Source organism: Niallia sp. FSL W8-0635 (assembly GCF_038007965.1).
In the GTDB taxonomy this organism is placed as follows: Bacteria; Bacillota; Bacilli; order Bacillales; family Cytobacillaceae; genus Niallia.
The window spans coordinates 352,789-376,565 of sequence record NZ_JBBOYD010000002.1; the positions used below are offsets into that span (position 1 = coordinate 352,789).

Below are 23,777 nucleotides of genomic sequence, written 5' to 3' on the forward strand. Positions count from 1 at the left end.
TGGGTGCAAAGTTTGTAATTCCCTGAATATGATCTTTCAAAAGCCAAGTTTTTTAAACTTTATATTTTATAATTAAGCTCTTTCTTTTTCCTTTCTCCTTTATAAAATTTTAAAAGAAAATCAACTACTATTCCGTAAGTTTGATGAAGTAAAGATAGCCAAACTTTAGGATGAATATATCCTAATAATCCACCAATAATTAATTTTTTTAAGTAGAATTTTGTATTATATGAATTATACTTTGTATAAATGATTCCTGGAACCTCTAAGTCGTTTATTATTATTACGTTATTGTTACTTGGTCGAACTAGCATTCTCTCCTTCTCAAGATCGGAAACTCTAATAATAACTTTATACTTTCTAGGTGAATTTTCATGCATATGTGAAAAGTAATAAGAATTGAAATTTGGCTCCATATTTTGTTCCTCTTGATGAAACCATATGTAGTTTTTTCTTTTATTTTTAAATTTCATTACATAATTTGTCTTGGCACTACTTTTAGCTTTCAATCTAATTTTACCTGTTTGTAAAAAATACTGATAGTCTTCATCAGATATGGAATTAGTGTAATGTATTAAGTGCCTATCTTTGATTTCCTCATATTCATTTGAAGTAATAGGATAAACATAAAAATTATTTGTTCTTCTTAGATAAAATTCATAAGAAATAAATAAAAGTATAAATAGTGACAATGTTAACCATTTTCCTATAAGTAGGTAAGTAACAAATATTAAAAAAATAAATAGGAGAAGATAAATAGACATGGATAATACAGCTATTGGTAGTTGTACTAATCCCCTAACTGTTCCTAGTTTCTTATTAAATAACTTCATATATTGTCCCCTCTTTCTAATTTTGAATGTTACTCCGCTTCCTTCTTTTCCACACCAAACCAAACTTCCATTGCGTCCTTTGAAAGTATCCACTCTTTTTTGGTATCAAATTTACTTTGGTGGTATTTTAACAAGCCGAGTTCAATCATTTTTTCTGTTTTTTGCCATTTTTTTTTATTTGAAGGTTTTAAATAGTTTCTTATAGTATCGGCAGGAACACCCCACCTTTCAGCTGCTTCTGAAACCGTCATAAAATTATCAATTGTTTTCTTCATAAAAAAATCCTTTCTATGCTGTTTCTACTACCATTTTAAACCGTATATGGTTATAATACAACCATGTATAGTTTTTGTTGAAGGAGTTTGATTATGATAAAAAATTTTAAATGTCAGTATTGTTATAATGAAGAAGTAGAGGATCTTACCTTTAATAAAGATAAAACTGGATATTGGTGTGAGGTATGTGATGGGTTTACTTTAGTTAATCAAAAGGATACAGGAAGGTATTTACTTATATTAGAAGATTCCTCTGGAAAAAACGAATCCATTGCATCTACTATTAAGTTTAAAAAGAGACTCTCACCTTTACGTTATCCTGGTGGTAAGAGTAAAATGGTCAATTACATATATAATCAACTCGATAATAAAAAAATGAATCACTTTGTTTCACCATATACAGGTGGTGGAAGTGTAGAATTCGCATTGTTAGAAGCGGGCGTTATTAACCACTTACATATAAATGATAATGATTTTGGTGTATATGCCCTTTATTGGGTAATTTTTAATATGCCATTTGCTTTAACGGAACGATTGAAAACATATACTCCTTCACGTGAGGATTTTTACAAAGCACAACTTACTATTAAGAAGGACTTTGACAAAATAAACATTGTAGAGGCAGCATGGAATACTTTGATTGTTAACAGGTTAGCTTATTCCGGAATATTTAATGCTAATCCACTGGGAGGAAAGAAAGGTACACCGCAACAATTAACTTCTAGGTGGAATCCAGATGAACTAATAAGACGAATAGAAAAATTACATTCCTTTTCAGACCAAGTAACGATAACTAATCAGGATGCTTGTGAAATGATTGAAGAGAGTTATTGGTGGGATCAAACTACTATTTTTATTGATCCCCCATATGTCAATAAAGCCTCTTCACTATATCGATGTTATTACAAAGAAGAGGATCACATTAAACTTAATTGTTTATTAGATACTTTATATCATGGTTTTGATGGTGCGGACTTAATTATAACTTATGACAATAATGAATGGCTGGAGAGCTTATATTTATACCCAACTGTTAAAGCTGTATCAAGAGCTTACACCATTTAAATATCAAGAACATTTTAAAATCGTCGATAATAATAGTAGATAAGAAAGGAGATTGTAAATTATAATGAGTTGGCCGTTTAGTAAAGAAAGATTATTTTTATATCTCTCATTTGTTATATATAGTTTTATAGTTATCTATGCTATTACATACATATATCCAAATTACTTTAATGAAACGATAGTTATATTCCTTGCTGTAATGTTTTTCAGCTATGGTGCATACTTGATATCCTGCTTAACTGGTGTTTATAAAAAGGTGCAGGAAATCGAGGGGGAAATTTATCGACAAGAAATTAAGAAAGCATATGCTCATTTCTACTCAGAAAAAAAGAGCGATATTAGGAATTCTGCTTCTTCAAAGGAAACGAAAGTGGAAAAAGAGGAATGGATAGAATTCGAGAAGGCTCAATGGTCTTGGAAAGGGAAAACCAACCGTGAATTAACAGCTGCAGAGAGGTATTTCAAAACTGAAAATAGTTTAAGACGGATAAATACTTTCGATAGGATTATAAATCTCATTTCTTCTCATTGTTACGGATTCTTTATTTTAGTTAATCCTCTCTATGCTTTTCTAACAACTATTCCAGTAGTTATCATTTCATTAGTACTATTTTTAATCTACAGAAAACTAAGAAAAAAATTACAGGAATTGTATATTGAAGTATACCCCGAAAATGTACGAGAGACATTGGAGAGTCTTGGTATAAAATAAAATCCCCCTTTAAGGGGGGATTAGGCTCTATGCCCACCAACCAATTTGGAACGGTGTACAGCTGTCCCTCCTGGAGTATAGGAGACTGCCCTTAGTAAAGAGGTGGGACCAAATTTATTTCTTAATTCGTCTACTACATAACCTATTTTTCGTTTTTTCCAACTATTAGTATCAAAAAGATCCAATTGCACTTCGTAATCATCTACGAGTTTGGACAAACTAACAGATATTTGTCTAACAATTTGTCCGCGATAATTTTCTCTCATAATATCCAAACATACCTTATATATATCCATGGTTGCATTAGTAGGATTTTCGATTGTTCTTGACCGATTAAATCCCCCACCATACTCATCTCGACTATATCCTAACCCAAAACTTATAGTGCGAACCGCATGATGATTTTTTCTTGCTCTTTTACATACCTCTTCGCACATTTCTAATACTACAGTTTCTATCTCTCTTCTTTCCTTGTAATCCCGAAGTAATATTTGACTTTTACCGTAACTGACTTGTCCAGCCATAATTGGTGAACCAATTTCGGATAAATCTATTCCCCAAGCATGATGAAACAATTGGTTTCCCAATATTCCAAACTTATTTTCCAGTAATTTTAAATCGTATCTAGCAAGTTGCCCTATAGAAAATATCCCCATACTGTTTAATGTTTTTTCAGTTCGCTTACCAATCCCCCACATTTCACTTAATGGTGATATTGGCCATAATTTCATTTGTACATCATTGAAAGTCCAAGTTGCAATACCACTATCCACCTTTTTAGCTTCTAAATCTAGACACAGTTTTGCCATAAGCATATTTGGACCGATTCCTACTGTACAGGGGAGTCCGAAATCACTGTAAATATCATATTGAATTTGTTTAGCTATTTCTTCTGGAGTGCCCCATTTATCAGAAGGGCCAAGTTCTAAAAAGCTTTCATCGATGGAGTAAACATGTACTTTATTAGGAGGTACATATCTATAAAATAACTTAATAATTTCTGTAGATACGCGGACAAATAAGGACATCGATGGATCCACTACAACAATACGAGGATCTTTTGGAATTTCAAACTTCCGAGAACCCGTTTTTATCTTAAAATCTCTTTTCATAGCAGGAGAGGCAGCAAGTACTATACTCCCCTCCCTCTCCATATTCCCTACTACAGCTAAGTGACAAGTAAGAGGGTCGAGACCTAATAATACAGCTGATACTGATGCATAAAATGACTTCATATCAACGGCTAGTATGTTTTTATGAGGAAACTGAGAGTAGTCGAACATAAACAATCACCTATTTTGTTATTTTACTTATCATTGAAAAAGGTAAATATAAAATTTCTTCTGTTGTATCTTTAACTAATCGAAAATGCTTGTTGTTGTAATCAATGAATATGGTTTTCCCTGTTATGATTGTCTCGCCTAATGCTAGGTGGTCAAAAACATAAAAAGAAACCGAAGAATTAGTTTCCATTGCATTATAAATTGTTTCTTCTTCAAGAAAAGAATAAGTCATTACTATCTCCTCCAATTAATATAAAAATTATATAAGAACTTATGTTCGATTACAATGTTATTTTCTTACTGGAATGTGTGATTTATACTATCGAATTTCAAATAATTGATATGATGAAATGAGAAAATGGAAGAAGAAGGTGAAATAAAAATACCTGTTATTGGAGAATTTAATTGAAGATGAATAGAGAATGTTAGAGGATTATCTATCTGTGATTTTAGATCCTAACGGATTGAAATTTTTGTAGTAAGGGTATATTATAATATATAAGAATTAAACTAAAAAACCAAGGAGCTACAACTCCTTGGACAACTACTTACGAGTGGTATGCTAAATAGTTATTTAGAAGACCCACCCTTTTGCTTCCTACGGCGCGGGGCGGGTTTTCGTTTGTTCTTCTTTTTGCTTGCAAAGCGATTTGCATAGCCTGCAGCAAGAGTAGTAAAAAAGATTTTTGCTACATCTTTGAGTAAGTCCAATACGAAATCCATTTGTATGTCACCTCCTTTCCCTCTTAGACAGGAAAAGAGTGCATACCACCCGCACCTATGTAGTTGTATCACCATTATATCACACCATTTTTCCATTAGGACAAACAAAACCCCTTACATTGTGTAAAGGGTGTTAAATGATAAATTTTTGAAAGCTAGCACTTCTCATAAAACCTTTAGAAGTTAAACATTGATATTTAATTTCGCCCTTTAGAAGAGGGTCTAAATATACAAAGTTCTTATCTTCTCCGATAATTAATTGTTTTGAAATTTTATAAAAGGCTTCCCTTTCCTTTTTGGGGACAAATTCCACAATTCCTCTTGATTGGTTCCCTTCTTTTATCAACCATCCAAAAGAGTTTTTTTTATATCCATAAATATTTCCTATTAAGAATTGGTAATTTTTGATTTTTTGGAAAGCGAAGGTTCGACTATCTAATATATATTTAGATGAGAGTTTTTTACTTACTATCCCTTCTAATCCTAGCTCCTTCACTTTATTAAATAAGGTTAGTCCATCGTTAAATGAGGTAGCTGCTGAAATTAGATGGTCATTATCAATAATCGAACTTAAGATATCTAATCTCTTTTCTAGGGGATCATGTATTGTAGATACTCCATTAAGGAAAAGAATATCAAATGCAACGAAGTGTACGGGGATAGCTTTCGCTAGAGAAACAATTTTATCTCTTTGAGACGCTTGAAATCGTGCCATTAGGCATTCGAAATTTGGTTTGGGTATTTCACCATTCTTATCAAGAACAATCACTTCTCCGTCCAATATACATGTTTGGACAGGCAAGTTTAAATTAAGTAATTCAATGTACTTTAATGTAACATCATTTCCATGTCTGGTGTAGATAGTGATTTTCCCATGATCGTAATGGAATAAAGCTCTATGTCCGTCAAATTTCAACTGATGTATATAATTTGAATCAGTTGATATAACCTCAGATGGTTGTAATAACATTGGTTTTAAAGGAGTGTTTAACACAGATTTTTCACCTCTTCTAATATCATAACAGAGACAGATTGGTCGATAAATAGAACGTTATTGTTAAAAGAGGAATAATGTGGTGACATAACCAAGGATAAGCCCTTCAGTTTATTAGAAGGACTTAAGTGTGGTGATTCATGCTTTAAGACTAATATATAACCATCCCGTCTATTTTATGCATTTGAAGTATGTATGATTGTATTAATTTTGATTACAGTTTTATCGTGGCGAAGAACATTGACTAAACATTGGTAATAATTTATAATTCAGTTATAAGCGGTGTAGTCATTGTTTTGTTCATAAAAAGGGAGAGGGCAGTTATGAATACGATACTTACATTCCTTAACGGTTTTGTTCAATACCGAAGGGGGAAACAGACAGGTTTAGCTGGATTATTAGGACTTATTATTTTTGTTTTGGCAGTTTACAGATGGGATATTACTTATCCAATTTTAGAATCGCTAAAAATTATTGATTTCTTTGATAATTTGGGTTTGATATATGAGGGCGAACCAGGAACGACGTTGTACGCAATAATGTTATTCTTATCAAGAGCAGCAATAGTAATAATGTTTTTCTTAGCAGTAGCTTTAATTCTAAGTTTATTTTTAATGATTATTGGATCTTCTAAGTTAGGCCAAAATTTATTAGCATACGTTGTATTAGTTATTATGACACCATTGGCAGTCTTGTGGATTATAGGATATGAGATTCTTCACTTATTGGGTTTCCGAACAAAAAAGGAAAAGGCAGAGGAGTCATATGAAAACTGGCATCAAGAGACTTTTGGAGAACATTCTGATAGATATAAGGAAGAGCAATTAAAGTATGAAGAGTCTCGTCTTTCCCCTTCTGATTTATTAAAAAAATACTGCACTACTTATTATATAGAGGATACAATTAGTCAGTTAAATAGATTGCCCATGTTTGGTGATACAGTTTTCATGCTAGGAGAAACCTATGATGGATCACTCTATATCTTAATGCCTGACCCTTTATTGAAATATAATAGAAAGATGGATATCGAATATAGGAGGAACTATTCTACTCCTATTAAAGCAGTACCATTTACTGTGAAAAATGTTGTGTTAGAAAAAAAAGATGATTCTAATATCATGAAATATAGACCAGAAAAAATGGTCATTTCTTTGAAGAAAAATCCCGAGTATAATGTAAATAGTGAATTAATTAAATATGAATTTTTAGTGGATATAGACTTTTTGGATATCAAGTCTTTTTATATGCCGGATCTTGATTTAAAAGACATTAAGCATTACATTAGCTCTTTCGGCAAAAGAAATGATTATCGAAGTTATTTAGAAGATAAGGTAGAAAAGTATTTTTCTCAAAAACAACATCTTTTAAATTTTTTATATAGAGACATATCAAGCGAAAAATTTCAAGAAGTTACTAATGACCTTAAAGAATTAAATGCAACAAATGAAGATATAGTTAAAATGATAAATGATTCTCCCAAAATACTAGGAGTGAATAATGAATAAAGAAACTTTAATAGAATTGTTAATTCCTCATAAAGAACATTTAACAACGGTAGGCAAGTGGGAAGAATATGCTTCAAAGCACAACCTACCATCCTATTACTCATTAAGAAAGTTCTTTAATGATTGGAACGAAATTAGAATCGCTTTAGGAACAGAGATAAAGGGAAAATATGATCGAAATAGCCTTATTCAAATCGGAAAGGAACATAAAGAGCACGCTAAAACAATAAGAATGTGGAAAGATTACTCTGCTAATCAAACACTAGATCTTCCGTCTCCTGGTCAGATTTTAACAGTATTTAAAGATTGGTCATCGTTTAAAAATGCCATTGGAGTAGAGAATGAAAGAACTCCGAAGTATACAAAGCAAAAAATAAAAGAAATTCTTGAAGAACATAATGAATTTTTTATTTCACGTTCTCAATGGGATATATATGCTTCTGAGAATAAATTACCAACTTATAAAACAATTAGAAATCATTATACGTACGATGAAATATTGGATATAGTAGGAAAGAAAAAAGTTTTTAATTTATCAAAAGAAGAACTAATAATACTTACATTAAAACCAGAGTATTTATACAAATTTCTCAATTCTACTAAAACAAAGTGGGATGAATTTGCAAGGGAAAATAATTTACCTTCTTCATATAAGTATATAAAAACTTTCGATACATGGTTAAAAGCAAAAGAAGAAATTGATAAAGCCTATCTAACAATGTCAAAAGGTACGGAATAATTACTTTACCGTACCTTCTATTTGTTTAACTATTTCCCAAGCGGAAGTTACAATAGAATATGTGGAATGGTGATGCTCCTCTGAGTGAGCGTACTCCGAGGGAGAAATACGAATTTCTATCCTTTTAGAAAGACCGTCTGAGTATTTTAATTCTAATAATACTCTATTAGAATTAGGACCAATCCCTTCTTTCGCTTCTTTGATTTTTAATCCCTCAATACTGCCGTTTCTTGAAATTCTGTTTATTATTTCCTTTACCACTAATTCTTTGTCCTCTTCTTTTGATTGGAATAAATCCTGTGAAAGAACTTCAATATCAAATGCAGAAGTAAAATAATCAATATTATCTTGTAATAACCCAGTCATAAAGTAGTTGATGACGTTTCTCTGAGGAGAAACGTCACTATGTTCATTTGGTTCATAAAAACCTAAGTCTAACTCCATGTCACCTTTTGCATTTTTTTCTGCCCACTCCATTGTCTTTTTTTGATATTCTTTATTAAATGATACTTCCTTAGCCACATTGTTTTGCATATCTTTTAAATCAACTGGAGTAAGTTTTTGACTGGAAGAAACATTGATATATATCGCAATACAGATTGTGATTATTGAGATACTGATAATCCAAATATAATGTTTTTTCATCATTTTTCTTCTTCCATAGCTGCACTTGCCAGCTCTTCTCTTAGTATTTTCCATTGGTTAGCAGTATTTGCTTGTTCCTTTTTAATTTCTATATATTCTTGTCTTAATGTGTCCTTATCCATGGTATTAGATTCATCTGTACTACTATTATTGGCACTTTCAATTGCTGTAAGTAATAATTGATGCGAACGATTGACTAAGACAATAAGATTTTGGTGTGCCTCAAAAAGTTCTGGATTAACATCTAGTGCCTCCACGTTGGAAACTAGTTCATTTGATTTTTTTATTGTTTCTTTCATTATTGTTGCAAATTGACTATTACTTACCTCATGGGTGTATAGTCCATCTAAAGAATTGTTAAAATTTGTTAAAATACTAGTCATTTCTGTTATAAATGTTTGTAACGATTCATCGTATTCAATGAGGTAGTCTATATTATCTTCTGTCACTTTTATATTAGCTTTAGAACTTGAAGAGCATCCACTTAAAATTATTACTAACGACAAAATTAGAAAAGAAAAACGTAGTTTACTAGTACCTTTCATATACTCACCCCTATAACTTAAAATTTGATGTATAAAGCGGGATTTTTAGCATTTGCTTTATTTGCAGTCCATGCTGGTGAATGGATTTCAAAATGCAAATGAGGTCCGGTGACGTTCCCAGTACTACCCATATATCCTAAAAACTGCCCTTGTTTTACTTTTGTACCGGCAGAAACAGCTCTATTTTGCATATGTGCATATACAGTTTCATATTTCTTACCACCTATTGTATGTTGAATGTAAACAACATTCCCATATGAACTACTTAGATAGGATCTATGAACGACACCATCTGCAGCAGCATATATTTTCACGTTTGATCTACCACCTAATCCAATATCTATACCATAGTGAGTAGCACCCCATCTTGCACCAAATCCAGAAGTAACTTTTCCTGTGGTAGGTCTAATAAAACTTCCTGGATTTAGTTCTGGTGAATCAGATCCACCGCTATAACTAGCGCTTGTTTTGAATTTTTCTGACCTAGCTAGTACATCGTTAACATACCAATCTGCATGGTTATATTGATAAATTGATTTTCTCTTATCTGTAGAGTAGCCGTTCTTTGAAAGATAATTTGCTGCGGTGAAAATAGCATCTTCTAAAGTAAATGGATCTGCCTTTCCATCATTATTACCATCTACTCCGTATCCTCCACCTGCTTTAATAACATTCAAATCTGTATAATTTGTAGTATTTGAAACTCTTCCCCCTCCAATATTGTATTTCCATCCTGCCCAAGTTGCAGGAAGAAATTGCATGTGACCAACAGCTCCTGCATAAGAAAGCATTGGTTTTATTGTACTGAAGGCTGTCTCCTTACTATGAATAGCGGCTAGTGTATACCAATGTACCCCATACTTTTTTTCTGCAGCAAGGTATATAGGCATGTATTGCGGAGGTACCCCAGCTCCAGGAATTATGTCACCATCATAACTGATATCATCAAACCCATATACGCCACCATTCCCTTTCAACCAATCTATATAATTTATATCTCCTTCAAGGAAGCTATAATTTGCTTCTATAAGCATCTTATCGTCCAAGCCCAGTCCCATTGAGTTTAATATTGCATCAAAATTCGCATAATCTTGTTTTACTTGTTTACTAGATTCAAAATATTGCTGTCTAGTTTTAGTTGTAGTTTTTACTTCTACAATTCTTTCAACTTTAACTGTCTTAGTTTTTAAAAGGTACACTTTAACATAACCTGAAGTGTTAATCTTATTTTTTTTCTGTCTGGTTTCTTCTGCTAGTAGTGATTTCCACGTTTTGCTGTTTGAATTATAAAATGGAAAGTAAGGATCTGACCTATCTACAAGATACATAGGGACTTCTAACGCTTTCCAATAGTCAACTTTTTTATTTTCTTTTATGGTTTTGTGGGTAATGACTGTATTTGATTTCCACGCTGTGACTTTGGGTTTATAGGTGAATATAGTTGAACCATTCCAATATTCTACAGAATTTAATTTGGTTACCATGTTTTTTGTATGTTGAACTTTCCCAACATTACATTCTTTACCTTCCTCACAAACAGTCACTTGCTTTTCTTTCCATTCATCATATTGACCATACTCAAATTCAGGAGCGAGTTTAGTAGCCATGTTTCTAATAATTTTTTTCGTTTGGGAAAGACTGTAATCTTTTTGCTCAAAAAAATCTAACATTATAGTTGAGGATATTAACCCTTCTGGTACACGATAAGGTCTTTCTAAATCACTATCCATATTCACAGTAGATTCGGATTGTTCCTTAATATACGCTTGAATTTTTGCATCATCACCACTTAAATTATCATCTGAAGTCCAAAAAAAGGATAATGCAACAGAGATGATAACAGTTACAATTATTATTCCTAAAGTTATTAAGATACCAGGAATACCTACTGTACCAATTAACCAAGCAAAAATCTGTTTTAGTACTTTTAATATTACTTTGGCTGCAACTTTTATGGCTTTTTTTGCAACCGCAGCAGCTTTTTGTTTAAATTTTTTACTGAAGGGTTTAGATAGTAATCTACCTAATCCCTTCATTCCATTTACTAATTTTTCATTTAAGGTTTCTTGAGTATTTTTGTTATCACTCATCACTTATCACCTTAAAGAACTAGTAAATGCCTTATTTCTATGCATTTCTAATTGCTTTCTTGCAAAATTACGTTTATTTGGTACAGCATATGCCATTAAATCTTCGGGTTTAAGTGAAGTTGTAAAGTCACTATCACTAAAAGAAGGAATTAATTTTTTATTTCGTACTTCACAATTAGCAGTTATTGTTTTATCATTTTGAACTCTTGCATCCCCTGGACCGTAAGGAGAAATACGATAAGTCGTTCCATTTCTAGTACCAGTCATATAACTTCTATTATGATCAATGACCATTTTGATGTTTTCCATTTCGTTTAAAGCATCTTTCATGTAATACTGTCCACTATCGACTAATTGATTGTAGCTTTGAACCTCTTGTACTACTCTTGGAGTCTTACTAGTGTTTCTATTGGTAAATAACTGGTTTGGATTTACATTAATTTTAGGTGCTGGTACTTTACCACCTCCACTGTCTAAAGAGTAGGAAGAACTTGCGGATAATAATTGACCGTCCCTAACAGTTAAATCTTGATAAACCACTTGGTTATTTTTCAGTCCAGAGTGACCTGAAGCCATACGCGAAACTACATGAGTTTGACCAGTTTTATCCCTAACTTGGACAACTGTATTCTTATTATCAGTTACCATTTGAATAGCCCCTTGTGCAATTTCAGTTTGGCCATTATCTAAAGTAACTGTTTGAGCCATATGTGCAACATCAGAAATTTCTTTTATTTGTTTATTAACTGCATTATTATATGGATTAAAACCTTTTAGACCAAAAGCCTTTGAGTTGCTCATACTTGGAGCGGCATATTTAGCCATCACTTGATAACCCCCAACTCCTGCAACCATACCACCAGCATAAGCAACAGCGTTTCGGAATTTCGCTTGCTTTTCTACCAAATTACTTGGAGTATATGTTTTAAAATCATTGGTAAAAGCCTTACTACCATCAATTAAGCTTTCCTTAGCTGCCGTCATTTTATCAGTTAAGCTTGTTAAATTTGGCTGTTTAGCAATATATGAAGTCGCCATTGCATTACCAAATGATTTAGTAGCATGACCAATTTTGGTATCTCCAACAAATTGACTTACCTCTTTAAGACCAGAGGCACCAACAACACCTTGTACTAATCCATTTCCTAGTCCAGCTGTAATACGTCCAGCTGAATTCTGAATAATTCTTTGTCCTAATGGAATGTTAGAAGGCATCGACTTTTGAACAGACGAAGTAATCTCTTGGGCTTTGCCACTTGAATCAAAGTTTTGATACGCTTGTGCGCGTGGTAGATTACTATTATTCGCAAAGGTCTCTCTAGCTTCATTTATTTTCATACTTGCTATTTGATTATTAACATAAGGAACATTCACTTCCTTACCAGAGTACATGGAAGTCCCTTTAACAGATGCAATTGAATCTTTTACATTATTAATAGAACTAATTGATTTTAACCCTTTATCAACTAACGATGGTGATGAAATACCTGTTTGAAGTTGTTGAGTAATAGCATTCATACCAGCTGTATTGTTAGAACTAATTCCCATTTCTTTTGCGATAGCTGAAGTTACTTTACTAATTTGAGAAGGAGTTCCATGAAGAACAGCATTGCTATTATCTCGGATAATATTACTAATACTTTGTTGTTTTTGTTGAACCTCAGAATTCCATGCTTTTTCTTTTTGTTGATTATGACTCGTTATCATTTCAGAAGTTGCATTGGCAGGAAGTGGATTAGACTTATCATAATTTTTCATGAAATTTTGTTTGTTGTTCTTTGCCCAACTAGATGCTAATACTTCAGTAGTATTGCTTACTTTTGAACTAGCACCTTGTACTGACGACAATCCAGTTTGTACTTGTGATGAAATAGCATTCATTTTACTACTATCAGAAGTACTAATTCCTAGTTCTTGTGCAATTGACTTTGTAACATTTTCTAGTGGAACATTTTTACCACTCATTATTGCGTTACTTTGGCTAGTTAAAATATTTCCAAGTTTTTGTTGCTTTTGTTGTACCTGGTTATCCCAAGCATTCTGTTTTTGTTGAGCATGGTTTGCTTTTACTTCAGATGTTGCATTATCTGGAAGTGGATTAGATTTATCATAATTTTTCATAAAGCTAGCTTTATTATCTTTAGCCCAACTGGATGTTAATGATTGAGTAGCGGTAGAAATCGGATTAGGTGAATACACATTATGAAGTTGATCACTTATTTGATCCATTTTTTCTGAGTTTTCGTTTACACCTATAATAGAACCGATATCTTTTGCCAATTGATTAGTAAATAGCTGATTTTTTTCTTGGCCATTTCTTAATTTCAAATTCCCATTGCCAAGAACATTAGCTATACTTTTCTGTTTATTATCAATTTCATTTTTCCATGCTTCTGCTTTAGCATTTGAGTGTGCAGATTTTTGTTCTGCAGTCGCATTTAAAGGTAAAGGATTTTTCTCATCATAATTTTTCATAAAGTTATCTTTGTTATCTTTAGCCCAATCTTTGGCAAGGTTTGTACTTGTTTTAGCAATAGCCTTTTGGGATATACCACCAGCCATTCTTTCGGCCATTCTTTTTTCAAAGTCCTCTTTATTTATATAACTATGATTTAGGGAAGCACCATTTCCGATATCATTAGCAACATCACTCGCTAAATTTTGTATCGAGCTTTCTTTTTCCTTTAATTGAGATTGCCATGCATTTTCACGAGCATTTTGATGGCGTGATATCTCCTCTTTACTTGCATTTTCGGGAAGAGGATTTTTCTGATCATATTCCTTCATAAATGGTTCTTTATTTTTCTCTGCCCATTTATTAGTTAGATTACTAGTTGCGTTTTTAACTAAAGAAGAAGCATTAGCATTTTTCCCTTCTTTGCTTTTCATACCCGCAACCATTCCTCTTGCTTCATTTAAAAATCCTGCTTTTTTTGAAGCTTTTTCATTATCCCAAGCTTTATTCACAGCTTCTTCATGGGCATCCGGGAAACGTTCTTTAAAGTCTTTTCTGAACCCTTCTTCATTTTCATTTGCCCATGCTGTAGCTTTTTCATCAGCAATAGTATTAGCTAGTTGTTCATCCGCTGCTTTATCAGCATTATTAATATCTTTAAAACCTTTAAGTCCACTTTTTAAAAGAGCTGAACCTCTGTTTGCTAATAATTGAGCACTTGCTCCACCAACTCTTCCTGCAAGTCCACCAGCAACACCGCCGGCATGAAAACCAATTGTTGAACCAGTTAGCACACCCATTGGTCCAAGAGCAGAACCAGCAAGGGCACCAGTAGCCCCAAATACAGCTTTACCACTTCTAGACAAAATGTTTCCTGGCTTTAACATTTTTTCAGCATTAGCAGTAGTCCCAGTATCTGTTCCTGTATTTCCTGCAAGAGTTTTTTTGATGTCACCTACTGTATCATTATCTTCTGATGATACATTGTCAGAGTCTTTTCCGTTACCTTTACCTTTGTTTTTAGCATTAAGGTATCCCCTTTTAATAGCATCTGTAACGGATGTACCTTCTAATGCCCCTTTAGCTGCTCCATACATACCAACTAAAGCGGACCCACCCATCATAGCAGCTGCTTTTGAGAAGCCATCATTCATTTTTCCTCCAAGACCTATTAAAGCTCTTAAAGATTCAGTTACTGGAATAAAGATAATCATTAGAATAACTGCTTCAATCGGATTTGCTGCACCAACCATAACAGCCATTATGAAATAAACGGCTGCATGAATAGATTGAACAAATATAGTGCCTACTAATTCTTTAAACCATGCCACTGTAATGGACTTTGTTTGAGGAATTAAGAAAAATACCAGCATCAAAGGACCGGTAATTAACAACAACATAAGTGTAAATTTCCGCATTGAATAATAGAAATAAGCCCATATACAAAGACCGACTTTTACAATCGTAATTGCTAAAACACCTAACACTCCACCTGGATATTTAGACATTTCTATAGCATTTTTTAAATTTAACAAGTCTACATCAGATCCAAATAATCCGACAATTGCCTGGTTAGTAAGAAACAAAATGGCATAAATTGAGTATAAGTTTGCGAATAGTACTGAAACTAATAATAATTCTTTAAAATACTCAATTACATAGGTTCTATTAGATGGATTGATACTGGTCGATGAAATTTTCATTGCTGCCATAATAATACTAATTAATAAAGCGGTAACTGCTAAGGCTGTGAAAATATTCATTCCTGGAGTGTAAACCTTAGTAATTTCATTTTCTGTAAAAGTTAAGAAAGCTAAATTTTCATCCCCTCCAAAAATCAAATTCTTTAATGTTGGGAGACTTTTAAAAGGCGATGCTATCCAATCACCCATAGCAGAAAAAAGTGAGGATATAAGTTCCTGGATTTTATTCAAAGCAAGATAACGCCTCCTTCCTAATAAAAACTACTAGCTTTTTGTTTTTGTCTTTGCATTGTTTCTTCATAAACCGCTTCATTGGATTCAATAAAGAATAATTCTTCTTTACTAGGATTCGTTCGTAACCATACAGATGATTTTCCGACTCGGAGAATTCCTTCTCCTTTATCCGGATTACCGAATAGAATGTTAATTTCTCCTTCAGATAAATCAAAATTTTCTCTTATAGCTTTTAAATCCAATTTGCTTTGTTTTAAAAACATAAAAGAGTAAGTGTTTTGTAGGATCCCCCTAGCTTTCTTATTTTCAACAAAACGAACAAAATCTTGACTTGCAAGTCTTAAACCAGCGTTCCGCTTACGAGAACGTCTTGCCATTTTCTCAAGAAAGTTAACAGTTTGCTCTGAATCTATTAAAGTCCAAGCTTCATCGGCATAAACAAATTTCTTTTTCTTTGCGTTATCCAAACTCTTAACAAAGTGTTCCCATGTATAGTTAAGGAGTACATGATAAGCAATAGGTCTTAAAAAGCCTTCTTCCATTTGACTAATATTGAAATTTACGAGTCTAGCATTTTCTAATGATTGAGTGACTCCCTTTCCTAAAAAAGTTTGTCCATCAAAAATAGGTTTACTACCAGTTCTTAAGAATGGTTTGATGGCAGCTATTAAGCGAAACGCCCTTGGTTCTTCGCCGTATTTTGTTATTAAGTATTCATTAACATCACTTATTGTTGGTTCTGGTTTTCTAACCCTCGATTGAACAAGATGATTATCGATAGTTCTTACATTGTTTTCAAATAAGGATTCAGGGTGTGAATTTATGTTTAATTTGTTATGAATAACATGCTGAAGTGCTTCTTCCAAATAGTTTCTTTCAAAGACATCTAAACCTTCAGCTTCTTGGTTTTTACCTCTACATATAATGTCAAAGAAATCGATTGCCTCATTGATTTTTTCTCGAATAGGTACAAATCGAATATAGATTTTCCCATCCTTTTCTATAATTTCCTTTTCGTCGCTTTCTTCTATTAAACTAAGTTCTTCATCTCCATCTTCAAAGGGAATATCAGAATAGTTTAATGCAAGAGGGTTGATACAGATATCTTCTTCTTCGTTAATATTTAAATTAATTCCACCTAAACGTTTTGTAATTTTAACAAATTCACCTTCAGGATCTATTAATCTAGCATATACATCTGCTCCGGTAAGTTCTCTTGCAATTAAGAGTTTAAGAGTAACGGACTTTCCGCTACCAGAAAATCCAGAAATAAACATATTATAATTATCAGGTCGAAAATCTTCATTTCCGAAACTATTTATAAATTCAAGTTGATCAGTAATTTTATTTATCCCAATAGGAACTCCACCCATGTACTTTCCACTTCCAGAAATAAAAGGCGAGAAAGTAGATAAAGCACGTCTATCTATATTTCTAAGAGAATCATGTATTTGGTTTTTTCCAAAGGGCAAGATACTTTTGAACCCCTTTTGGATCCTGCCCCATGTACTAGTTAATCCAAAGAAAGAACTACTTAATTCATCCTCTAAAGACTCACTAAAATAGTTTAATTGCTTCTCATTTTCTGCATATAACATGGCCAAAGTTCCAACATTAAACATATCATTTTCACCAAACTGTATTTCAGACATCAATAAGTCTGTATCTCTTATCTTTGCTGTTAAATCATTAATTTGGTCAATATTCCCTCTTTTCGTTTGAAAGGAGAGGTTAGATTCCAACATTGTAATTTGTCGCTGAAGAGTACGGATTGCATCTGATTTACCAACTTTATGAATATCAAGAAATACATCTACCTCTCCACTTGATAGTAAGGAATTGAGCCAATTGGTTTGCATTTTCCGTGGATATCCATCTCGAGGTATGTACATTGGTCTAAAATATGTTTTTGTACCTAATGATGTCTTTATAACCCCATAATCTTCCGACTCAATTTTTAAGCCTTCCGGAGAAATAATTTCCCACATTGTTGGTTTTGTATCAATTTGATAATCTATATCTTTTACTTCATTGCTTTTTTTATTTTTATTCCCTTTTGCTTTCTTACTAGTATTTTTTTTAGCTAGCTTCTTTTTCTCTTGCTCTCTCTCTTTCGTTTTCATTATCTTCATATTCCTGAATCGTCTCCTTTACTAAGTCAATATGAGAGTCTGTTTGATCTGCAGTTACATATAATGCATCCTTTTCTTGATTAACCAAATCTTTAAATCGGTTTTTTACAGCTTTACGACGATTAAATGTATAGTAAAGTAATTCATAAATACCTTCTGTTGGTAAAAGAGAGACATGTATATCGGCTTTTCGCAATTGATTTCTTGCTGAATTAACCCTTCTCATTAATTCAGCAAAAGCTTTATCTACAATTTTTTCTTCTAACTCTTCTTCAGAATCCGCGCTAATAGAGTTAACATTTATTTTATGAGTGAAAATCATATAAATTTTAGTTTCAAATCTTGGTGCAGATTTTTGCCATTCAACAATATCTGCAATCATCGCTTTTCCAAATGAAAGGGCAGCTTCATTTAAATCCTTGGATTCTTCCATTACTTTATTCATTGCTTCAATAGGCTCCGAAACATCAACGAATCTATTTTGGAGATAAACACTTACAGGATAATTAAGTGTTGCTGTCCAACTCTCAAAAGTCACATCAATTGCCTCTTGTTCAAATTGGCTTTTAAGAAAATAGTTAACAGGGTCTACTTCAGCGATTATAGAAAAAGAATAATCAGTATAATGAATAAGGTGATTAGATATATCTTTTACATCTGAGAATAACTCTTCGAATATTCTTGGATCTTCTTCGGCCTGAAGAGGATTATTCTTCCCTTTTTCATTATTTTTCTTATTTAACTTTATTGGTGTTGCTTTTTTTCCTCTACCTGGGATAATCGGTTCCTTCAGCATGATTTTCATGAAAACATATGCACCAACTGCAAAGAGCAGCATAATCAAAAGAGTTCCCACTTTAACTATTCACCATCCATTTCTTTGGATACGTTCCTTTTCTCCATATGCCATTTTGTTTTTTCATGTTCATTTTTATTAAAAAGTACTGATCGAAGTTTAAATGAAGATTTTTCTTTTTAAAAAAGCCAAAAACAATTACGAAAATTGCTGTTGGAATAACACTAAATACACATGCTATCAATGCCACAATAACACCGGCACTTGAGAATATTTTGTATACCATTGGGATATATGCATAAACTATTGACCCTGCTGCTCCTAGATAAATCAATTGTCTAATTGAGATGAATCCCAAAATAGTTTTTTGTTCAGATGCCATATCTATTGGAACCTCAGCTCTTCGACTCATTTAATAATTTCCCTCCTAGAAATGAACCCCTCAATGTAAAGTACGATAGAGGGGTTTCAAATCAATATTTAAGCTCCAAATCCTGCAAAATAACCAGCTATTACTTTTGCTTGTACAATAACAAAGACTCCGATACCCGCCATTGCAAGACCAATAAAACCTTGTGTTCTATTTTGTGGATTCCCTTGTGAGCCTGATAACTTCATTCCAGCAAAGATAATACAAGCTAGTGCCCATATTGCACCGATTCCTGTGATAAGATATACAACGTTATTTAACTGGGTATATATCTTACTGTCTTTTACATTCCCTTGACTGGTGATTCCAGCTTTTTTCCATGCTGCTAATGCAGACTCTGGAACAAATAAGTAAAGATAGGTTAGTATCAGTGCCCCTAGGTAAAAAGGAATATCATTTAACCCTTTTACTCTTTTGATTGCCCCTGTCTTCATTCTTAAAATCCCTCCTTTTAAATCAAGGAAAAACCAATAAAAAAAGTCCCCGAAAAGACTATGGAAGATTGTACTTATGTACAATGCCATAGAATTCTCGGGGACTTCCCGTTGTTTTTTCACTTGTAACCTTATCATAATAAAAACAAGAAATATGGTCAAGGTATTTTAGCCAAAAAATATACTGATACGAAACCCAACTTTAATTTAAAACATCAGAAAGTAAAACTATTAGAAGAAATACTAGATAATGCTGCTCTTGATATATTTATTAATATGATTTTAGAATTTTAATTTCTCGTGATTAATTCTTAGGAAAATTAAATCATTCAACCAAAATATTACACTACTAGAGATGATCATATAATAAAAATTTTGGTCTAAGTAAAATTTGGGATTTAGATCGGTAGCAAGCGGATAGAAAATCAAATTAACTATAAAACCTAATATAAAAAATAATACAAAATTTTTAATATAGGAATTATTTAGGGACTTTCTAAAGAAAAATTGAATGGGCGCTCCTAATACTAGATAGATTAAACTAAAAATTGTAAAAAATAACAAGAATGAAGCTAAATCAAAAGAGTCGAAAATAGAAAATGGAACCGTGTTAATAAAGTAAAACAAAAAAAGAGCAAGAAAAAAAGCTGAAGAAACAGAACAAATTAATAGTCTGATAAAAAAGTTGTTTATTAATTTCATGATAAACATAGTACCTCCTCCTAATTCCAATATTAGTAAGTTATACCTATATATAGTATAGATGTATATTGTTACAATTAATTATAGCATTACTACTATACATATATAGGTTTGTAATGAAAATTTAAAAAATAAAAGGAGGAAAAAATGTATAAAAAAAAGATTATTTTTACTTCAATTATAGCCTTAGGATTTGCTATGTCTCCCTTAATTGTTAGCGCTGACAATGATGTAACTGTTAAAACAAATGATAATAAGGTGATCTTAGAGTTAAGCCCTAAAAAGAACGAATACTATAAAATATACAAAGACGACCAGTTAGAATATAGTGGTACAAACAATAAATATACAGACTATATTGATCAATCACAAAAATATAAAATAGGAGTCTATTCAAATGGTAAACTAAACGAGGTACTCTCTGTTAAAGCGGCTGATAATAAACATAATATTTTTGAACCAACATCTATGAATACCGCAGAAAAAGAGGAATATATTGATAGCATAGTTCAAAATACAAGATTAGAAACTATCGTCACCTCTAATTCAGTAACTATACAATGGCCTAAACTTCCAGATGAAGATAATGTTTATGAAATATTCAAAAATAATGTAAAAATCGCTGAGACAACAGATCTACATTATGTTGATACTAATGTAGAGAGTGGCAAAGAATACAATTACATGCTAAAAATTAATAATGTTGTTTCTGAAGAAACTGCAGATTTAATAAAAAATGAAGCAATAAAAGAAAAAATAGTATTAACTGATGAAATGTTTGAATATGATGGCTCAATATCTACCCTAGTAGCAATACCATCCGTAGAGGAAGAGTCATTGACTGAAGATCCAATTATGGATCCTATCTTTGAAAAGGCAAAGGGTAGCGGCACTATTGGTACAAAAGCAATTCCTAAATCAAATGAGTTTTCATTTGATTACAGGACTTATATACCATTCAAGTCAGTTAAAAATCCAAATGTTTTAACTAATGATGACTATCCTTACTTAAAAGGAGATAATAGATCAAATCCTACTGCTTATTCTGACAAATACAGAACAGAAGCTAGAGTATATGCAATGTTAAGTCAACCAGCAGCAGTAACCTTATGGAAAAGTGTTTCAAAATCACATTATTGTACTGCTTCAAGCTGTTCATCACCAAAATCTCTTGGAACTGCATCGGATAGTGGAATTAAATTACTTAAACATAGAGTTAAAACTAATGACTTAATGTGGGCTGTGAATCATGCAGTGGGTGTTCCAAAAATTTCTGCTCCTAAAATTGATTATAATTATGTTGCTCAACTTTCTAATAAATCATTTATTGCTTATGGAAAACATGATAGAGCACCAAGTCATGAATTTTATATGAATTACCCAACTGGTAGCAAGAAAATTTATTCCCATCAAGTTACTAGTTCACTCGAATTTTTATTGCTTTTTGGTGTCGTACAAGGATCATGGAGTTTTGATATGTAATAATAAAACCATAAACTGTGCTCACTAGAAGGTGTATTGAAGCAAAGTTTTTACATCAAATAAAGTAAAAAAATGCGAGTATTAAAATTTTCTTCTCATAGCATGGGGTAGCGTCAGGAAAATGCGGTTTTGCAAAGCTAAACCTATTTTCCTGACGATTACCCCTTCTTTATCCTTATGATGATATATGGTTTATTTTCCCCTAGGGTATTGACTTATTCCCCAAAGAGGGGTAGCGTCAGGAAAATGCGGATTTACAACGTTAAGGAAATTTCAATATCAAAAAGCCTAATTTCTCAATTAACTGTGAAGAAACTAGGCTTTTTTCATTTCTCAATTAAAGCGCCTGATTGTAGAATATAATTTTCTTGTTGAACAGTATTTTTGTACTGTGCAGTAAAGAAATTCTATGTATAATTAAAGGACCTTTCTTTACTTTTTTTATTTAGAGCTTTCCCTCTTTATACTATATTCACCATATCATGGGAAAAAATTGCTTGTCTCTAATCTGCATTTGTCTCGATCAATAATACATTCTTTTTTACCGATACTCTTTTTTGCCCTACGAATTTAATGACGTGAAACAATCCATTATGAAGCTCCCCCTCTTGGAGTAAAACTTCGCCCATAAAAAGAAGCATATACTGCTGGATTAATCGAAATAGAAGACCTTAACGAAGAAAAGGAAAGGACTGAATGGAAAAAATTATTGCCGATGTTAATACAGAAGCAAAAACCTGAGAAGTCGATTCAAAACATTAGGGATACTATTGATTCAATTCCACCCCAAGGCGCTGAACCATTACTACAAACTAGTGTAGAAAAAGTAGATGTTTATGGAGATTAAGGAAATAGAAATTGGACTTAACATAATTTAACGAACTTCTAATTAAAAAAACGAGATTCAATCTCGTTTTTTCTACTTTTTGTAATGTTTTTTACTATCCACTCAACTAAATGTTTTACTCCAGTCGTGAACAGCACTACCTTCTACGTACCTTTCTGCATCTAGATTCTGCCATACAACCTGTACCTGCGGCTGTAATGGCTTGCCGGTATTTTTTATCTTGAACATCCCCACATGCAAAAACTCCAGGAATATTCGTTTCTGTTGTTCCAGACTTAACATTGATATAACCCGTTTCATCGGTTTCAATTTGACCATTTAAAAAACCGGTATTAGGTGTATGTCCAATCGCTACAAATATCCCATCTGTTTGTATCACTTCATCTTCTCCAGACTCATTATTCTTCACTTTTAAACCTGTAACGCCATTCCCTCCTGCCAAAACTTCGATAGGTGTTTTATTTAATTCCCAAGTAATCTTTGTATTTTCTCTTGCGCGGTCCTGCATAATTTTTGAGGCTCGGAGTTCAGTCCTTCTATGCACGATAATGACTTCATTTGCAAATTTAGTTAAAAAACTTGCTTCCTCCATCGCAGAGTCCCCACCGCCTACAATAATTACCTTTTTTCCTCTAAAGAAGAATCCATCGCAGGTTGCACAGGTACTCACTCCTCGCCCGATGTTTTCCTTCTCTCCAGGAATATTTAAAAGTTTAGCTGAAGCACCTGTTGAAAGGATGAGAGACTCTGTTACAATTTCTGCTTTTCCGTTTACTTGTAAGGTATACGGTTTTTTCGAAAAATCAACGTTAGTTACCCATCCTCTTTTAAACTCAGCTCCAAAACGTTCTGCTTGTTTTCTCATATTATCCATGAGTTCTGGTCCCATAATGCCATTAATAAAACCAGGAAAGTTTTCAACTTCAGTTGTTAGTGTTAATTGGCCGCCTGGTTGATCTCCTTCTATAACAATTGGTTTCATATTTGCTCTTGCTAAATAAATAGCAGCTGTTAAACCTGCAGGACCCGTTCCTAAAATAACGACTTTTTCCACGATTATATCCTCCACTGATTTTAATATTTTACGATTATCTTATCCCATCTTTTCTTTATTTACCCAAGGAGTAAAATAAAACTAAAAGGTAGGAAGAGT

19 protein-coding genes and 1 pseudogene are annotated in these 23,777 nt (G+C 32.7%); 5 read left to right on the plus strand and 15 right to left on the minus strand.

The genetic code is table 11. The annotated features are described in order from the left end of the window. Nucleotides 1-59: 59 nt before the first annotated feature. Together NYE52_RS24055 and NYE52_RS24060 are read right to left on the minus strand one after the other, a co-directional pair. Nucleotides 60-833: a hypothetical protein gene (locus NYE52_RS24055; RefSeq protein WP_152112352.1), complete on the minus strand. Its 774-nt coding sequence runs from the start codon at nt 831-833 to the stop codon at nt 60-62. A gap of 29 nt (nt 834-862) precedes the next feature. Continuing rightward, nucleotides 863-1,108, minus strand: a complete 246-nt coding sequence (locus tag NYE52_RS24060) for a helix-turn-helix domain-containing protein (RefSeq protein ID WP_152112353.1) — start codon at nt 1,106-1,108, stop codon at nt 863-865. Between the two features lie 93 nt (nt 1,109-1,201). Between NYE52_RS24060 and NYE52_RS24065 the strand changes: the two genes are divergently transcribed. Next, complete coding sequence (locus NYE52_RS24065) at nt 1,202-2,173, plus strand: DNA adenine methylase (protein WP_152112354.1); 972 nt, start codon at nt 1,202-1,204, stop codon at nt 2,171-2,173. Between the two features lie 64 nt (nt 2,174-2,237). Beyond that, entirely contained in the window at nt 2,238-2,885 is a 648-nt protein-coding gene (locus NYE52_RS24070; protein ID WP_152112355.1) for a hypothetical protein, read from the plus strand. A gap of 20 nt (nt 2,886-2,905) precedes the next feature. On the opposite strand, the gene NYE52_RS24075 is transcribed toward NYE52_RS24070, so the two are convergent. From NYE52_RS24075 to NYE52_RS24090, 4 genes are all read right to left on the minus strand, one after another. Beyond that, nucleotides 2,906-4,168: a Y-family DNA polymerase gene (locus tag NYE52_RS24075; RefSeq protein ID WP_152112356.1), complete on the minus strand. Its 1,263-nt coding sequence runs from the start codon at nt 4,166-4,168 to the stop codon at nt 2,906-2,908. Nucleotides 4,169-4,178: 10 nt separating this feature from the next. Beyond that, nucleotides 4,179-4,400: a hypothetical protein gene (locus tag NYE52_RS24080; RefSeq protein WP_016204233.1), complete on the minus strand. Its 222-nt coding sequence runs from the start codon at nt 4,398-4,400 to the stop codon at nt 4,179-4,181. A 338-nt stretch (nt 4,401-4,738) separates the two neighbouring features. Beyond that, on the minus strand, nt 4,739-4,891 hold the full coding sequence (locus tag NYE52_RS24085) for a hypothetical protein (RefSeq protein ID WP_162837595.1): 153 nt from the start codon (nt 4,889-4,891) through the stop codon (nt 4,739-4,741). Nucleotides 4,892-5,024: 133 nt separating this feature from the next. Then, entirely contained in the window at nt 5,025-5,885 is an 861-nt protein-coding gene (locus NYE52_RS24090; RefSeq protein ID WP_152112357.1) for an ATP-dependent DNA ligase, read from the minus strand. Between the two features lie 323 nt (nt 5,886-6,208). On the opposite strand from NYE52_RS24090, the gene NYE52_RS24095 reads away from it, so the two are divergent. Both NYE52_RS24095 and NYE52_RS24100 read left to right on the plus strand, forming a co-directional pair. After that, the gene (locus NYE52_RS24095) at nt 6,209-7,390 is read left to right on the plus strand and encodes a hypothetical protein (protein ID WP_152112358.1); all 1,182 of its coding nucleotides are present in this window, start codon (nt 6,209-6,211) and stop codon (nt 7,388-7,390) included. Further along, complete coding sequence (locus NYE52_RS24100; protein ID WP_152112359.1) at nt 7,383-8,129, plus strand: hypothetical protein; 747 nt, start codon at nt 7,383-7,385, stop codon at nt 8,127-8,129. The genes NYE52_RS24095 and NYE52_RS24100 overlap by 8 nt, the downstream gene beginning before the upstream one ends. Here NYE52_RS24100 and NYE52_RS24105 read toward each other — a convergent pair whose 3' ends face one another. The 8 genes from NYE52_RS24105 to NYE52_RS24140 form a co-directional block, all read right to left on the minus strand. Next, the gene (locus tag NYE52_RS24105; protein ID WP_152112360.1) at nt 8,130-8,777 is read right to left on the minus strand and encodes a hypothetical protein; all 648 of its coding nucleotides are present in this window, start codon (nt 8,775-8,777) and stop codon (nt 8,130-8,132) included. Next, on the minus strand, nt 8,774-9,319 hold the full coding sequence (locus tag NYE52_RS24110) for a hypothetical protein (protein ID WP_152112361.1): 546 nt from the start codon (nt 9,317-9,319) through the stop codon (nt 8,774-8,776). The genes NYE52_RS24105 and NYE52_RS24110 overlap by 4 nt, the downstream gene beginning before the upstream one ends. 17 nt (nt 9,320-9,336) lie before the next feature. Next, nucleotides 9,337-11,409, minus strand: a complete 2,073-nt coding sequence (locus tag NYE52_RS24115; protein ID WP_226793379.1) for a peptidoglycan DD-metalloendopeptidase family protein — start codon at nt 11,407-11,409, stop codon at nt 9,337-9,339. 6 nt (nt 11,410-11,415) lie between these two features. Further along, a complete protein-coding gene (locus NYE52_RS24120) occupies nt 11,416-15,798 on the minus strand; it encodes a hypothetical protein (protein ID WP_053215801.1) in 4,383 nt (1,460 codons plus the stop codon). Between the two features lie 20 nt (nt 15,799-15,818). Beyond that, entirely contained in the window at nt 15,819-17,933 is a 2,115-nt protein-coding gene (locus NYE52_RS24125) for a VirB4 family type IV secretion system protein (RefSeq protein WP_047944562.1), read from the minus strand. Next, nucleotides 17,881-18,789 (minus strand): hypothetical protein, encoded by a 909-nt coding sequence (locus NYE52_RS24130; RefSeq protein WP_016204244.1) that lies wholly within the window; start codon nt 18,787-18,789, stop codon nt 17,881-17,883. The genes NYE52_RS24125 and NYE52_RS24130 overlap by 53 nt, the downstream gene beginning before the upstream one ends. A gap of 1 nt (nt 18,790) precedes the next feature. Next, on the minus strand, nt 18,791-19,141 hold the full coding sequence (locus NYE52_RS24135; RefSeq protein ID WP_016204245.1) for a PrgI family mobile element protein: 351 nt from the start codon (nt 19,139-19,141) through the stop codon (nt 18,791-18,793). 68 nt (nt 19,142-19,209) lie between these two features. Beyond that, entirely contained in the window at nt 19,210-19,593 is a 384-nt protein-coding gene (locus NYE52_RS24140) for a pilin (protein ID WP_016204246.1), read from the minus strand. An 849-nt stretch (nt 19,594-20,442) separates the two neighbouring features. Between NYE52_RS24140 and NYE52_RS24145 the strand changes: the two genes are divergently transcribed. Then, nucleotides 20,443-21,777, plus strand: a complete 1,335-nt coding sequence (locus NYE52_RS24145) for a hypothetical protein (protein WP_016204248.1) — start codon at nt 20,443-20,445, stop codon at nt 21,775-21,777. Nucleotides 21,778-22,726: 949 nt separating this feature from the next. On the opposite strand, the pseudogene trxB reads toward NYE52_RS24145, so the two are convergent. After that, nucleotides 22,727-23,678 (minus strand): annotated as a pseudogene (gene trxB, locus NYE52_RS24150) (thioredoxin-disulfide reductase). Nucleotides 23,679-23,777 lie beyond the last annotated feature (99 nt).